The sequence below is a fragment of the Streptomyces sp. NBC_01210 genome, from assembly GCF_036010325.1.
In the GTDB taxonomy this organism is placed as follows: Bacteria; Actinomycetota; Actinomycetes; order Streptomycetales; family Streptomycetaceae; genus Streptomyces.
Map to the genome: position 1 here is coordinate 4,031,801 of NZ_CP108549.1, position 14,644 is coordinate 4,046,444.

Below are 14,644 nucleotides of genomic sequence, written 5' to 3' on the forward strand. Positions count from 1 at the left end.
TTAGAGCTAGTGGACTAGATTTTCCATATGCCTGAGCAGCCGCCCTATCTCCGCATCGCCGACGAACTCCGGCGGCGGATCGCGGAGCACGTATGGGAGCCGGGGGACCGCCTCCCGTCCCGCGCCCAGATCGGCCAGGAATGCGGCGTGGGCGAGAACGTGGTCCGCCGGGCTCAGGAGTTGCTGATCTCGCAAGGCGTACTGGAGGGCCGCGCCGGATCGGGCACGTACGTCGCCGAACCCCGGAAGCGGGTGCGGGTGGTCCGTTCATCGGCGCGCGAGCAGCCCCAAGGGTCCCCGTTCCGCGCGGACATGAAGGCGCTGGGCAGGCAGGGTGACTGGGAAAGCCGGACCGACGCCAAGGTGTCGGCTCCAGCGGAGATCGCGGCCCGGCTCGGCGTCGCCGAGGGCGAGCTGTGCGTCCGGACGGTGTACGAGTTCCTGGCTGACGGCAGGCCCGTACAACTGTCGACGAGCTGGGAGCCGTACGACCTCACCGCCGGCACTCTCGTCGTCCTCCCTGAGGGAGGGCCACACGCCGGGGCGGGGGTCGTGAACCGTATGGCCGCGATCGGCGTCACCGTCAGCCATGCCGTGGAGCAACCGGAGCCGCGGCAGGCGACCGCCGAAGAGGCATCGCTTCTCGGCATCCAGAAGGCCGCGCTCGTCACGCACATCAGGCGGACGTACTACAGCGACCAGGGGCGGCCCGTGGAGACCGCGGACATCGTCGTGCCCGCCGCGCACTGCGAGATCGTCTACGAGATCCCGATCAACCGGTGATCGCGCCGCTTGCGGCGAGACCCCCTACATGGGCCACCCCCTTCCTTCGCGCGCCAGGATTTCCCATGCGAGAGCTGGTGTCTTTCAGGACCATGCCAGCCTGAACGGTCAGACCTTTTGGATCTTGTGGGGTAGATGAGGGGAGAGGCAAATGAGTCGCCGGAGAGAGACCCGTAAAGTCGCCGCAGTCGTGACTGCGACTGTGCGTGAGTGGAGGGACGAGGAGGGTTGGGGTGTCCTCGACTCGCCCGAGACTCCCGGAGGGTGCTTCGGCCACTACGCCGACATTCAGGCGCCCGGCTTTCGCACGCTGTCACCAGGGCAACAGGTCGATCTCACCTGGGAAGCACCCGGCTTCAAGCAGGACGGGTACGACTACCGGGCGGTGAGCATCGTTCCCCGCCCCGTCTGACATCCACGGCTGACATCAACGAGGCCGGACGGCGGCATACGGCAGCGCCCTCGCACGACCGCCGGACCTGCCGACGACGGCACCAGGGGCGGGTGTAGATCGAACTCCTAAAGCGGGTGTCGCAGGTTCGAATCCTGCCGGGGGCACATCGCATTACGCCGCTGACCTGGGGTTCCCTCCCCAGGGAGGCGCTCTATTCGGCCTCGGACTCCCCGTCCGGGGCCGTTTGCGTGAGCGGACGGGTCGCCAGGCCCCGATATTTCCCCCGATGGATCAGCACCATCTGGCACGGGCCCCGGGCCGGGCTCCTCCGCCTCGGCGGGCTCGGGCTCCGCTTCGGGACTGTTTCCGCACGCCTGTGGGTTCCGGAAACGGTGTCACCCTATGCAACCTGTTTTGTGCTCCCGCTGCGCTGACCTACTACCGGAGGAAATGAACCTTACGCCGTTCCGTTCGATGCAGGTCCAGAGATTGGAGTTCGTGGATCGTCGATGTCAACTGCGATCTCGACCCCCGAAGTCGAGCTAAAGGTAGCAACGTTGTCGGACAGCTGGATCCGATTAAATGGATTGGATTCCGTGAAGAAGATCGCCCAGATCAGCGCACGATCAGCAGTCAAACGTGCGACGAATCCGTCTGACCCGTACGAGCCCTCGCCGCCCCACAGTAGTCCCCTGCTCCCCAGGTCTACGACGGCCCGCCCGTCGACCGAAGACGTCCATGACGGATCGCCTTGGAGCATCTCATCCAGGTCGAAGGCGGCGAGCACCCTGAAACCGCCCGGCGCGTCGGAGTCGAGGGCGACATCGCAGGAGTGCCCGTCGGCGAAGTGCAGTGCATCTCTGATGGGAAGCTGAAAGTCGTCTTCCCATAGGCGTTCGATCGCGGTCATTTGCTCTTACATTTCCCTTTTTTGGGCACGTGCTCCGGCCTCTCCTGAAGTCCTGTCGGGGGAACTGGCTCGCCTAGTTCATTTCTGTTCCGCCCGTCATTCATGCGCTTTCTGAACTGCTCCGCCCATGTCCGTCCGGTTGACGAATCAGGGTGAGGCGCGTTCGGATCGACTCGCTCGATGATGACCGGCCTCCCCACCTCGCGCGCCGCGTCAAGCCTTCGGTTGTCGTACGACACCAGTTGGCCGTCTACTTCCATGACCTTCAACGCTGTTCCGGGTCGTGTCCAGTCCCACTCCCCGGAGCGCATCTTCGCCACGTAGTCGTTCGGGGACACGGCGCGCTGGGAGAAGTTGAGATCCTCTGGATTGGCCCATTCCGGCTCCCCGGCAAGTCCTAGGTGGTCAGTCCAGGTGTGGGGGTTACGAACATACGCCAGCGCGTTGGGCGCTGGGACCAGCCCGAGCGGGTCCGGTGTGGTGTAGCGGGCTGTCTCCGGGTCGTAGTGCCGGAAGTAGTTGTAGTTGAGGCCGGTCTCCGGGTCCGCGTACTGGCCGGGGAAGCGGAGCGGGCAGTCCACCTCGCCCTCCGAGGCGGGGAGGGGAGTGCCCCAGAGGGTGGTGCGGGGCTGCCAGGCTAGGGTGCCGTCGGATGTGACCAGCTCGATCGGCGTGCCGACCAGGTCCGTGACGATCGCGTGGAAGCGGGCGTCGTACTCGGACTGGGGGGTGGTGTCGTCGAGAGAGAGGATCGAGCGGCCCGTCCCGGGTCCGGTGCCGGGTCCGGTCTCGGTTCCGGCCTCGAGCGTCTGGCGGGTGGACTGGGATACCGGGCGGTGGGTGCCCGGCGCGTAGTCCCACGTCGTCGCCGTGCCGTCCGAGGCGTACTGCTCGGCCAGGCAGGTGCCGTCCCAGGTGAAGGCGAGGGGCGCGCCGTCCGGACTGGTCTTGGATATGCGGCGGCCCAGCGGGTCGTAGGCGTACGTCCACTCCCCGCCGTCCGGGGTCGTGGCCTTGGTGAGGCGGTTCTCCGCGTTCCAGGTGTAGGTCCAGGTGCGGGTCTGGCCGTTGAGGAGCTTGCGGGTCTTGCGGATCAGACGGCCGGCGGCGTCGTGCTCGTAGGAGGTGCGGCCCGCCCGACGCAGGACCGCGCCCTCGTAGCTCCGCTCTCCGGCCGTGGGGTGGTGCGGTGCGTCGGCGTGGGTCTGGTTGCCCGTCGAGTCGTAGGCGTACTTCTCGCTCCAGCCGTGCGCCTGGACGCCCGTCACACGGCCCACGGGGTCCAGTGCGAACCGCCGCGTTCCGGTGGTGAGCTCGCGTATCTCGGTGAGGTAGCCGTCGGGGCGGTAGGCGTAGGTGCGGTGCTGGAGGATCCGGTCCGCTTCGGACTGACGGCGGGTGGCGAGGGTCTGGGTGGTGAGGCGGTCGCCCTTGTCCCAGGTCTGCGTGAGGGTGGTGTCGTCGCCGATGCGGCGTTCGGTCTCGCGGCCGACCGAGTCGTAGGCGAAGGAGATGCTCCCGTCGCCGCTGCTCAGCGCGGTAGGGCGGCCCGCGGGGTCGTGGGTCCACTGCGAGCGCAGGCCGGAGGGCGTGACGCGCTGGGTGGGGCGGCCCATGACGTCGTACGCGTAGGCGCTGACGCGGCCGTTGACCGTCTCCGAGACGACGCGGCCGGCCGCGTCGTGCTCCCGGGTCAGCTCCGTGTCCGCGTTCGCCGCGTGGAGCAGGGCGCCGCGCGCGTCGTACGCGTACGTCGTGACGTCGCCGGTGGTCTCGTCGTGCTGGGCGACCATGCGCCCGATCGCGTCGAGGGTGAAGCGCAGCGTCTCGCCCAGCGCGTTCGTCTGGGCGGTGAGGCGGCCCACCGCGTCGCGTTCGTAGGTGCGTGTGGCGCCGTTGAAGTCGGTCTCCGCGACCAGACGGCCTGCCGCATCGTAGTCGTAGTGCCACTGCCTGCCCTGGGGGTTGGTGACCCCGATCAGGCGCAGCTCGGTGTCGTAGGCGAAGGCGTAGTGCGCGCCGTCGGGATCGGTCCTGGTGGCGGGCTGGTCGAAGTAGGTGTAGGTGTAGGCGGTCGTGCTCCCGGCCTCGTCGGTGTGGCGGACGAGGTTGCCCTCGGTGTCCCACTGCCACACCTCGCGGGCGCCGTCCGGCCCCTCGCGCCAGGCGGGCATGCCCTCGATCGTCCAGCCGTGACGCGTGGTCTGGCCCAGGGCGTCGGTGACGGCGGTGACCTGGCCGTGCGCGCCCCGGCGCATGCGAATGGTGCGGCCCAGCGGGTCGGTCGTCTCGATCGGGAGGCCCGCCGCGTCCGTGGTGATCTGGGTGGTGTGGCCCAGCGGGTCGGTGACGGAGGTGAGGTGGCCCGAACTGTTGTAGCCGTAGTGCGTGGTGGCGCCGCTGGGGTCGGTGGTGGAGGTGTGGGCGCCACGGTCGTCATAGGTGTGGCGCCACACCGCGCCGCCCGGCTCCCGGGTCTCCAGCGGCAGGCTGCGGTCGTCGTAGACGGTCTCGGCCACGGTGCCGTCGGGCCGCTCGAGGGCGATCAGCCGGCCCTGGTCGTCGTAGCGGTAGCGCGTGGTGCGGCCCAGGGGGTCGGTGACGGCGACGGGGTGCCGGTTGGTCTCGTCCCATTCCGTGCGGGTGGTGTTCCCCAGCGGATCGACGGTCGCGATGATCTTGTACGCCTCGTTGCATACGTAGGCGGTGGTGTTGCCCTGCGAGTCGGTGTAGCGGGTGGTGCGGGAAGCCGTGTCGTAGTGCATCCGGCCCGACAGGATGCCGTCCGGGCCGATGCCGCGCAGGACACGGCCCCGGTGGTCGTAGACATAGCCGTACGCCGTGCCGTTGCGGTCCGTCCACGACGTCACACGATGTTCGTCGTCGTACCGGTAGCGCAGCGACTTGCCGGTTGAGTTGAAGACCTCGCTCAGGTTGCCCGCGGCGTCGTAGGCGTAAGAGGTGAGGGTGGTGCTGTGCTCGCGCTGTTCACCGTGCAGGAGACGCAGGGCTGTGACCCGCAGCAGCTTGGGGTCGGTATCGACGGCGATGCGGTAGCCGCCGGAGTGGGTGATCTCCCTCGGTGCGCCCTGGGCGTCGTAAGCGATGTCGATGCGGTCGCCGTCGCCTGTCCGGTCGGTGATCGCCGTCAGAGCCAGCTCACGGCCGCCCACTGGCAGCGGGGCGAAGTGGAGAGTGCGGTTCTGCTCCGGGACGCGGATGCAGAAGGCGCCGTCGGGCTTGCCGTCCCAGTACAGCGGCCAACGGGGACCGGAGGTGGGCATCGTCGCCACATTGGGTGTCGGCACCGGATACGTCAGCAGCATGCCGCCGTCCGTGATGTAGACGACACCCGCCCCGTCGATCTCCAGACGCTGGTCCAGCGTGCCCGCCCAAGTGGGGCCGAACCACCCCCCGCAGGGATGCCCCGACACGTAGTGCCGCTCCAGGACCACCGGCAGGGCGCCGGGCAGGGTGACGTCGGTGGCGGACATGACCATCTCGCCGGTCGCCACGTCGATCGGCTCACCGGCCGTGGGCCGCTCCTCGTTGGGCGTGGTGTTCCGGTCCGGATCACTGTCCGTCCGCTCGCGGGCGCTGCCGTCCCGGCGCAGGGCCCGCTCCCGGTTGAGCAGGCGCTGTGCGGCGTCCTTGGCCATGGAGCCGCCGCGCCGTACCGCGCCGGTGCCGCCGGTGGCGAGGGCGAGGAGGAGTTCGGGGGTGAGCTGGCCGGCCGCGCGGGCGGGGTTGCGCTGCCATTCATCCCAGTTGACGACGGCTTTGGCGAACTCCTGGGGGTGATGGGCGGCGTAGGAGGCGCCGTCCACCATGCCCGCCAGATGCAGACCGACGCCATCAGGCCCGTCGCGGACGAGGTCGTCGAAATCCTCGTACCAGCCGCCCACGGTGTCGCCCGCTCCGCCGAAGAAGTCGCCGAGCCCGTTCTTGAACCTGTCCCACCCCTTGGGGGGCGGGGGCTTGTCGGGGGCTTCCTCGGCCGCCTTGTCGATCGCGCGCTTGGCCGCGACGATGACGGGTTCCAGCTCGCCCTCCAGCTTGTCCAGGCGGGCGTAGCAGTCGTTCAGCGCGGCGAGGCCGGGATCGTCGTCCGGCGGACGCTCCGGCAGCGGATCATCTTTCCGGTCCAAGGCGGCGTTGTAGTCCGTGACGCGTGTCCAGTAACGCTTGGAGGCCGCCCGTGCCTCGTCTGCGTCCTCGATGATCGGGACGAGGCGCGTGTGGACCGAGCGCAGTTTGTGGGCGTAGGAGTCCAGGGCTTTCCCGGCGGACGTGAAGTACTTGTCCGCAGACTCCAGTTGCCGGGGAAGCTTCTGAGTCGCGCTCTGGAACCCCTCCGCACCGGCCCCGGTCCAGTTCATCAAGGACAGGGTGCCCAGCTTGTCCAGCCCGTCCTTGAACGCGCTTGCGTAGGCAGCGAGTTTGAGGGCGAGGTCATCGATGTCGGACGGCGTGCCGTAGATGACGTCGCTGGGTTTGGCATGGGGCGGTATGCGCTCGACTGCGCCGCCCTCCATGGCATCTTTGCTCGTCATGCGATCGTCCCCTTCGACCCGCCGTCGACCTCCCAGCCGCCGTCGACGCGCAGGCGCGGACGGGTGGGCACGTCCTGATAAGTGCCGGTATCGCCGTCATCCAGCCACGGCTCCTGATAGATCTCCGGCGGCGGATCGAACTTCGGCCTCGACCCCTCCTGCCACGCCTTCAGGCCGCGCTCGCCGAACGGCAGCTTGGCGATGTTGGCCGCGGTCGGCGCGAAGGCCTTGATGCGCAGCAGATCGGCCAGCACGTAGGCGGCGATGACCTGCCGGAGCGTCTCCACCACCGTGTCCGTGTACTCAGCCACCTGACCCATGCCGAAGCCCCATGACGAGAGCATCTTCTCGGTCGAGTCGTAGATGTCGAAGTCGGCCGAGTTCTGGATTTGCTCGGCCATCGCCTTCCAGGCGCCCTTGATCTCGCGCGCGGCCACCATGGACTCCTCGAGCGGCGTCAGTACACTACGCACCGAGGCGATCTCGATCTTGTAGCCATCACCCGGCTTGATGTCATCCAGACCCGGCGTTCCCTTGTCATGCTCCGCCATTGCGCTCCCCCTGCGCGTCCGTAGCCCCGAGTGTTTCCACGTTCAGCACGAACGCCCGTGGGCCCAGCGGATCCACCAACGCGCACACGCCCTCCGGCAGTAGCTCCACCAAGTCCGCGACGGTCGTGGACGCCCATCCGCAGGGCCCGGCGAACAGCGCGAGTGCCTCCCAGGAGGTGAAGACCGGCACCACCGGGCCTTCCTCCGTCTCGCAGACCAAGAAGCCCGGCTTGTCCGGCCGTTGGAAGTACAGACGCGCAGAACGCATCGCCGCCAGCCGCTCCGAACGAGACATCGACGCGACCATTTCGTCACGGATCAGATCACGCAGCGACATCTCTTTCCCCCGGTCCGCTCGCGCCGTCACTGAACGAACGCCCACCGGGAATGATCGCACATGCGTGCCATGTCCCCTGTATTTATTCGAGGTTGGCGCTTTGCGTCGGTGTCACTGGGGCAGCGCCGGTCCGGCGACCGACCCGCTCCGAGGGCGCACGCGCTGCTGACCAAGGCTTCCACAGGATGACGTTGCGCGCTGGCCTTGAAGGCTTGCGCCTCATGTCGACATGAGGCTGTGCGGTTGGAGCGGGCGATTACCGGCGATCACCGATGTATGACGCGCGCAGGAGCGACCGGTCAAACCCCAATGGCAAAGGTCAAGGTCATGGGAGCACGCCAAGGTCGGCGAGCAACGGTTCCGACTTTCCGCTGTACGCGGTCATGGTCAGGGATCTCCGAACCTGAGGCGAAGGTAGGAAGACAGTCACAGCGGTGCGAGCAGCTGATGCCCCGCCAGGCGACTGCCCCCCAGAACGGATTCAGCACACATGAGGATGGGAAACCCCGCGAACACGGAGGAACTACGGAGGGGTATTTTCCCAGGCCAGGCGCCTGCTGCCGACGTTTGCGCAGGTCACAGCCTTGATCAGGGAAAACTCCTAAAGCGGGTGTCGCAGGTTCGAATCCTGCCGGGGGCACAACGCGATACCGCTCTGACCTGGGGTTTCTTCCCCAGGGAGGGCTCCTACTCGGCCTCGGACTCCTCGTCCGGGGCCGTTTGCGTGAGCGGACGGGGAGTTGATCTCCCGAGCGTCTCCCAAGGGATCGGCACCGTTCGGCACGGATTCCGTGTCGGGGTCCTCCGCGCCGGCAGGCTCGGGCTCCGCTTCGGGAGCAGTGTTCTCGGAGGTGGCATGGGCTCGCGGTACGAGCTGAGCTGCGGCCTCGGCGATCGCCAGGTCCGCTTCGGGGAGCAGGCACTGCGGATCGAAGTCTGCGACGACTGCCCGGAGCTGGCCCGGCCAGGTCTCCCGGATCCGTACAGCGAGAGCGGCCGGGGCCTGTTCCTCGTCGCCGTTCTCGCAGACCGGTACGGCGTCGAGCCGACGGCAGTCGGGAAATGCTGCTGGGCCGAAATCGCACTGCCCGCCAGCCCGGACCAGCAGATCGTGTTCCCCCTTGTTTCACAGAGGAGTTGCTGATGCCGACCACTCGCGCCCCGGCGTGGCCGCCGAGGTGATCGCCGTACGTCCGGGCCCACCACTCACCGGCACCGTGACAGTCGACGGCTCCAAGAACGTAGCGCTCCCGCTGGTGGCCGCCCTCGGCAAGGCTGAGCAACATCCCTGCCTACACAGACATCCAGACCATGCTCGCGCTACTGCAAGCTTCGGGCTGGCACGTCTCTCGGTCGCGAAGCCGACCATGGCGGTGACTCTGCCGACGGCCACCCAGCACACGCTCCCCCAGCTGCCCCAAGCCGCCCGTATCCGGGCCCCGTACTACCTGGTGCCGGCAACCGGTGCACGGCACGAGCCACACAGCGGGCAGCCCAGCGCCGCAGAGGCGCTTACTCGGCCGTGGTGGTCGGGACGCGAATTGAACGTGAAGCGGGCGGCAGAGCAGCACTACCGCTCCGCATAGCGCAGGAACTGCCAGCCCAGTACGGCCAGGGCAAGTGTCTGTGCGAGGGAGACGATCACGAGTAAAGGCTGGACGGCGGGAGAGCACCAGAATGCGGTCACGCAGATCATCGGCAAGGCCAAGTACGTGAACAGATCCACAGCGGTCTGTAGTCGCTTGCGCGTGGTGCGGCTCGCATCGTCGCGGTGCAGCCGCGCGCCAGCGGCAAGTGGGTGCGCGGCATCGGACGGCCCGGGCTTGTGACCTTGCGCCGGTACGTCCCTGTGCGCGTCGACCTCGCCGAGCGGCTCATCACGGGGCTTCCCCGGCGTCGGCACCAGGCTCTGTCGACCGAGATCCTGGTAGTGGCACATGACAGGCAGGAGGAGCCGGAGAGCACCCCGGACCTCCAACCAACGCCGCAGACGACCGCCAGGAAGGAAACGCCCCTGGTACCGGCTCAGCCACCCGCCACCGGCCGGGCAAGGCCGACACCGCTGAGCACCGCGGCGCGCAAGCCCCGGCCCGCCGCGGTCGTAGCCCCAGAGTTCCCCCAGGTAGGCGGCTCCTTCCCCTGGCTGGACGACAGCCGCAGGTCTGTGGATGTGGAGCGGTGATCCCGATTGCGCCGACCGCTGGCGGCGCGTCGCGAACCACTGCCAGGTAACACGGCCGTCTTCGCGGCTCGGAGAGGCCGGCTGAGGGAAGACCTGGTACTCGCCGAGCTGATCGTGGAAAGACGAGCACGCCCAGGTCCCGCAGGGCTCTGAAGACAGCGCCGCCCTGTGGACCGGCGGCACATGCAGACACGAGACCGGGTTCGCAGCGGGCATCCGCGGCATCTCGGCGGTGATCGGCCGCCCGGAAACCTCGGCGACGCCGTAAGAGTGGTCCCCCGCGCCGTCATCACGGCGGCGCGAGAGCCTCCTGGCGCGGGTGTCCCGAAAGCCTCGCCGACCTGACCAGCCGCTACATCGACGCTCGCTAATCCCGCAGCCGTCCGCTACGGCGAGCGGCATCTCCTGGGCCCGGTGCAGCCAACGGACCTCAGCCCAGTCCTCCAGTCAGCCTGATCCGTTCACGCCAGAACCGTCGAATCCGACCGCGCTTCGGCGTTCGGTGCGTCCTGCGGCCCAGGGTTCCGCGACGGTTCACGTCGCCGGGTGGTGCGGCGCCCACCGGTGTGGGCACCAGGTCAGTCGCGCCGCCGGTCTGTTCCGATCTCCTGGTGACAAGTCCACCGCGCCGGTTCCTGACTGTAGGGGACTCGCTGGTCGGATGCCGGCCGACGGGGAGCGGGCGTGACCGAGATCAGCGTGCCGGACGGGTGGCAGACAGTACGCTGAATCCAGCGGGATCGGGCCCGCAACACAGTGTCCGGGAGGTGCTTCATGACGGCCGAGATGGTAGCCCCGGCGTGGATGCATGAGCAGATCACTGCCGAGGAGTACGAGTCCTGGTCCGAGGAGCAGTGCGCCGGTATCGAGATCGTGGACGGGATGGTCGTCGTGAGTCCGAGTGCGTCCAAGCGGCACAACCGGCTGGCCCGGATTCTGGCGAACGTCCTGGATGCCGCCGCGGGCCCGGAGTGGAACGCCGACACGGACTTCGACGTCCGGCTTCAGGACATCCCACTCACCAATCGCCGCCCAGACGTCGTCGTGTACCGCGCAGACACAATCGACATCACCCCCACCCGCCCTGAGCACGTGCTGCTGGTCGCGGAGGTGGTGTCGCCAGGCTCGGAAACCACCGACCGGATCGTGAAGGTCGACCAGTACGCCAAGGCAGGCATCGGCTTCTACTGGCGGATCGAGCAGGCCGCGACAGGCGTTCCTCTCGTGTACACCTCCGTTCTCGACCCCGCGACGACGACCTACCGGGACGGAGACGTGTTCACCGGCGTCCTCAAGGTAGCGGCCCCCTTCCCGGTGGAGATCGACCTCGGCCAGATCTGACCCACGCGCTGCTCAGCAACCGGCAGCGCGTGAGCGATGCGTGAGCGGACGGTCCGATACAGGGCGGCATGAGCCGGACCAAGTGGCTCGCCGTGCGGTTCTGACCAGGGGAAACAGCATCGCGCGGCAGCGCCAGGCACCACCCGGCAAGGATTCGATCCCACTCCTAAAGCGGGTGTCGCAGGTTCGAATCCTGCCGGGGGCACAAGCAGAAGGGCCAGCTCAGGAGGGGTTTCCTCCCAGGCTGGCCCTTTGCCGATTATGGTGCCGTGACACCCGCCGCCTTCCTGGCCGTGATCCAGTCATCCCTGAAGTTGCTCCGCCGAAGCTGCCCGCCCTGCGGACCGACGAACAGGTGACCTTCCTGTCCCTCGGCGGCGCAGTACTCCAGGTGGTCCCTGATCTCGTCGACCAGCTCAGCCGGGAAGGAAACCGTCCGAACGCCCGCGGCTGACTTGGGCGCCTTGTCGAAGAGCCGCCCGTCCTGCACAACTCGGCCTGCGCCCGCCGGACCACGACCACGCGGCCGGCCAGGTCGATGTCCTTGCGACGCAGCCCAGCCAGCTCACCGAAGCGAAGAGTCGTGAACGCCGCCAGGAGGACGAGCAGCCTGTAGCGCGAGCCGATGGCATCAGCTACGGCGAAGACCTCCGCCACCGACAACACGGGCCGCTCAGGCACGTCGTGGCTGTCCGCACCTTTGATCCGGCACAGGTTGCGGCGGATCAGCTCGTCATCCACAGCTGTGTTCATCAGGGCCCGCAGCAGTTGGTAGGCCTTGACCACCGTGGGCTCCCCCACTCCGGCAGCGAGCAACTTGCCGCGCCAGCTCCGCACGCGAGCGGTCGTGACGTCAGCAATGGAGCCCGCGCCGAAGACGGGGACGATGTGCAGCCGCATCACCGACTCATTCCGCTCGCGAGTACGGTCGGCCAGCTTCCGGTCCCGCAGCCATGCCGAGGCGTAGTCGGCGAAGTTCACCGCCCCGGCGTCCGGGTCCGCCCACTGCCCGCGCGTGACGTCCGCCTCGATGTGCGTGAGCGCGACCTGCGCATCGGTCTTGGTCTCGTACGTCTTCTCAGCCGGACGAAGGAGACCGTTCTCCGGATCGCGGTAGCGCACCTGCCAACGGCCGGAGGCGAGCTGCCGCACGGACCCGAAGCTTCTGCGCCTGCCTTTCCTGTTGGCCATCAGGCAGCCCTCCGCAGGGCCCCACCACGCTGGCGTATCGGCTGAATGGTGTGAGCCTCGATGAACGCCCCCAACGCGCTCTCAGGGATGCATACATGGCGGCCGACGGAATTTGAGCGGGCGGCCGAGAGCTCCCGTCGCGGTCTCGGCGCCCTTGGTGGCGTACTTGGCGATGTACGAGGCGACAGCCCGCTCGGTCAGTTCCTGGCCGCCGTCGAAGTCGGCGCTGCGGATGGTGCGTACGTCGATCTGACGGCCGAAGGTGAAGGTGTGCGCGCGGCCGTCGATGACCGGGCCGTCCACGCGGACGTGGGCAGCGGCGGCGCTGATGGCGTCGGTGAGCAGTTCGGCGGTGGCCCAGGCGGGAGGCGGGGTGTCGCCGCCTTCGGGGCCGTCGATGCGGATGACGGCGTGGAAGTGGACGGCGCCGCGTTTCTGGTATTCGGAGACCTTGGCGAAGGACACCCGGGCGTGCTCGCGGAACGCGCGCTGTGAAAGTCCGGCCCGCTTGGCGACCTCCCGGCGCAGGTAGGTGGAGAAGCGCCGCCGCAACGGACCGGCGTGCGCGTTCCAGAGCACGGCTGCTTCGTAGTCATGTGTGTCCGGGTTGAGCGGGGTGCCGAGCGCGGCGTCCTCCTGGTCGTGGTGGACGCCGCATCGGCAGCGGCGGACCGAACCGGCGGGACCGGTTGGGCGGTTGTGGACGGGGCCGAAGCTGGGGGCGGTGAAGGTGGCGAAGACGCCCGGGTGTGCGGCGACGCGTTCCGGGACGCCCTTGCCGCCGCGCAGGCCAGAGGTGATCAGGTGCGCTCCTGCAGGCGGCAGTCCAGGAGCGGGTGGCTTTGTTCACGAGAGACGGTCGTGAACAAAGCCAAGCGGGGCACTCGTCGCCCTCGCTTGGAAGGCATCAGGGTGCGCCACGACCGCCCTGCACAAGCAAGAGGAGCACGTCACCGCCGCGAGTGCTCTTCTTGCTTGCGTAGGGCGCCTGTACCTGCCCCGGGGACGCCCGCTCCTGGACTGCTGCCCTGCGGGCCTTCCAAGGGGCAGTCGGCAGACGTGGGCAGGTGCCGCCGGGCCTCCCCCGCTCTCTGTGGTTCACCACAGCTTTTCAGGGGGGCGGGCGGGCGGGCAGCCGGGCCCGCGATCCCGCCCCGCCTGAAAGGCCATCCCCGGCAAAACTTGAGAGTTACGGGAAAATAGCGTCCGCAGGGGATCGCTCGCCCCCTCTGACCTGCACCTTTCCTGCGGACGCTAAACAGATTGTGTAGCGTCCGCCAGCGTCCGGCCACCCTCCGCTACTAAGGGCGCGTTTCCGCAGGTCAACACGGCTCTTAGCATTGGGCCGGTTGCGGACGCTGCCCCCTCCGGAACAACGAAGAGACCACCCATCCGGCCGGGGTGGTCTCTTCGTTCTAGGGCCTGTCCGACGGGTCGTGTCACCGACCCCGCACCCGACAGCACTGTCACCCGAATGGAGCAACATGACGTGCCACCCACATGGGTGAAGATCAAACTGGCTAGTGCCCCAACCGAGGCAATCCGTGAAAGGTGAACCAAATGCGCATTCGACGAATTCTCGCCGCCGTCATCGCCACGGCAGCCCTCGCCGGACTCGGCCTCACAGGCGCCGCCACCGCCGCCGCCACCGCACAGGGTGCCGCATCCTACGTCACCCCTTCTCAGTGCAAGCAGGGCGGCGGAACGCCCGATCTGACGGACAACCTCTGCAAGGGCGGTACGCACAACGGGGAGCGGATCGACTAAACCCCACAAGGCGCCCCGCAGCCACGCGCCGCGGGGCGCTCCCGCGGCGAGCGTAGCCGGGAGAGTCGCAGGGACTGTGCCGACCCGTCGGGCACGCTAGGTCCGAGTCGGCCCGGAGGCACGCGGCGGGCGGGAGCTCCCGAACGCCGTCGCGCGCGAGCGCAGCGAGCTGCCAAGGTTTGCGCGGCCGTAGGCCGCACCTTCTCCGGCGGAGATCGCGGCGCGGCTCGGAATCGCCGAGGGCGAGCTGTGTGTCCGGACGACGTACGAGTTCCTGGCGGACGGCAGGGTAGTGCAGCTGTCGACGAGTTGGGAGCCGTACGACCTCACCGCCGGCACTCTCGTCGTCCTCCCTGAGGGAGGGCCCCACGCGGGGGCGGGCGTTGTGAACCGCATGGCCGTAATCGGGGTCACCGTCAGCCACGCCGTGGAGCAGCCGGAGCCAAGGCAGGCGACTGCCGAGGAGGCATCACTGCTCGGCATCCAGAAGGCCGCGCTCGTCACGCACATCCGGCGGACGTACTGCCCGACAGACCGGGAAACCACGCGACCCCAGAGCAGCAGACCCGCCCCGCCGGGCGGGACGCGGCCAAACCTCCCCGCCCAACGTGGCCACGGAGTGGGTCCGAGGCCTG

11 protein-coding genes and 3 pseudogenes are annotated in these 14,644 nt (G+C 68.4%); 7 read left to right on the forward strand and 7 right to left on the reverse strand.

Annotation, left to right across the window (positions count from 1 at the left end; all coding sequences use genetic code 11):
- The first annotated feature begins 27 nt into the window (after positions 1-27).
- The gene (locus OG735_RS18115; protein WP_327324228.1) at positions 28-783 is read left to right on the forward strand and encodes a GntR family transcriptional regulator; all 756 of its coding nucleotides are present in this window, start codon (positions 28-30) and stop codon (positions 781-783) included.
- Between the two features lie 151 nt (positions 784-934).
- Positions 935-1,195 carry a cold-shock protein gene (locus tag OG735_RS18120; protein WP_327324229.1) on the forward strand — a complete coding sequence of 87 codons (261 nt, stop codon included), beginning with the start codon at positions 935-937 and terminating at the stop codon, positions 1,193-1,195.
- A gap of 439 nt (positions 1,196-1,634) precedes the next feature.
- On the opposite strand, the gene OG735_RS18125 is transcribed toward OG735_RS18120, so the two are convergent.
- From OG735_RS18125 to OG735_RS18140, 4 genes are read right to left on the reverse strand one after another with little or no spacing between them, the layout of a single operon-like run.
- Positions 1,635-2,087: a hypothetical protein gene (locus OG735_RS18125; RefSeq protein ID WP_327324230.1), complete on the reverse strand. Its 453-nt coding sequence runs from the start codon at positions 2,085-2,087 to the stop codon at positions 1,635-1,637.
- A complete protein-coding gene (locus tag OG735_RS18130) occupies positions 2,084-6,640 on the reverse strand; it encodes a DUF6531 domain-containing protein (protein ID WP_327324231.1) in 4,557 nt (1,518 codons plus the stop codon). The genes OG735_RS18125 and OG735_RS18130 overlap by 4 nt, the downstream gene beginning before the upstream one ends.
- Complete coding sequence (locus OG735_RS18135; RefSeq protein WP_327324232.1) at positions 6,637-7,191, reverse strand: hypothetical protein; 555 nt, start codon at positions 7,189-7,191, stop codon at positions 6,637-6,639. Before OG735_RS18135 ends, OG735_RS18130 begins: the two co-directional genes overlap by 4 nt.
- A complete protein-coding gene (locus OG735_RS18140; protein ID WP_327324233.1) occupies positions 7,178-7,486 on the reverse strand; it encodes an SseB family protein in 309 nt (102 codons plus the stop codon). The genes OG735_RS18135 and OG735_RS18140 overlap by 14 nt, the downstream gene beginning before the upstream one ends.
- An 898-nt stretch (positions 7,487-8,384) precedes the next feature.
- On the opposite strand from OG735_RS18140, the gene OG735_RS18145 reads away from it, so the two are divergent.
- Positions 8,385-8,672 carry an ATP-binding protein gene (locus OG735_RS18145; RefSeq protein ID WP_327324234.1) on the forward strand — a complete coding sequence of 96 codons (288 nt, stop codon included), beginning with the start codon at positions 8,385-8,387 and terminating at the stop codon, positions 8,670-8,672.
- Between the two features lie 426 nt (positions 8,673-9,098).
- On the opposite strand, the pseudogene OG735_RS18150 reads toward OG735_RS18145, so the two are convergent.
- Positions 9,099-9,302 (reverse strand): annotated as a pseudogene (locus OG735_RS18150) (hypothetical protein); the annotation flags it as partial.
- Between OG735_RS18150 and OG735_RS18155 the strand changes: the two are divergent.
- The gene (locus OG735_RS18155; RefSeq protein WP_327328643.1) at positions 9,300-9,710 is read left to right on the forward strand and encodes a hypothetical protein; all 411 of its coding nucleotides are present in this window, start codon (positions 9,300-9,302) and stop codon (positions 9,708-9,710) included. The pseudogene OG735_RS18150 and the gene OG735_RS18155 sit on opposite strands and share 3 nt — an antisense overlap.
- A 774-nt stretch (positions 9,711-10,484) precedes the next feature.
- Complete coding sequence (locus tag OG735_RS18160; protein ID WP_327324235.1) at positions 10,485-11,051, forward strand: Uma2 family endonuclease; 567 nt, start codon at positions 10,485-10,487, stop codon at positions 11,049-11,051.
- Positions 11,052-11,273: 222 nt separating this feature from the next.
- Here OG735_RS18160 and OG735_RS18165 read toward each other — a convergent pair whose 3' ends face one another.
- Both OG735_RS18165 and OG735_RS18170 read right to left on the reverse strand, forming a co-directional pair.
- Positions 11,274-12,242 (reverse strand): tyrosine-type recombinase/integrase, encoded by a 969-nt coding sequence (locus OG735_RS18165; RefSeq protein ID WP_327324236.1) that lies wholly within the window; start codon positions 12,240-12,242, stop codon positions 11,274-11,276.
- Positions 12,243-12,350: 108 nt separating this feature from the next.
- A pseudogene (locus OG735_RS18170) lies at positions 12,351-13,049 on the reverse strand (replication initiator); the annotation flags it as partial.
- 753 nt (positions 13,050-13,802) lie between these two features.
- Here OG735_RS18170 and OG735_RS18175 point away from each other — a divergent pair.
- On the forward strand, positions 13,803-14,009 hold the full coding sequence (locus OG735_RS18175; RefSeq protein WP_327324237.1) for a hypothetical protein: 207 nt from the start codon (positions 13,803-13,805) through the stop codon (positions 14,007-14,009).
- 199 nt (positions 14,010-14,208) lie between these two features.
- A pseudogene (locus OG735_RS18180) lies at positions 14,209-14,532 on the forward strand (UTRA domain-containing protein); the annotation flags it as partial.
- Between the last annotated feature and the right edge of the window lie 112 nt (positions 14,533-14,644).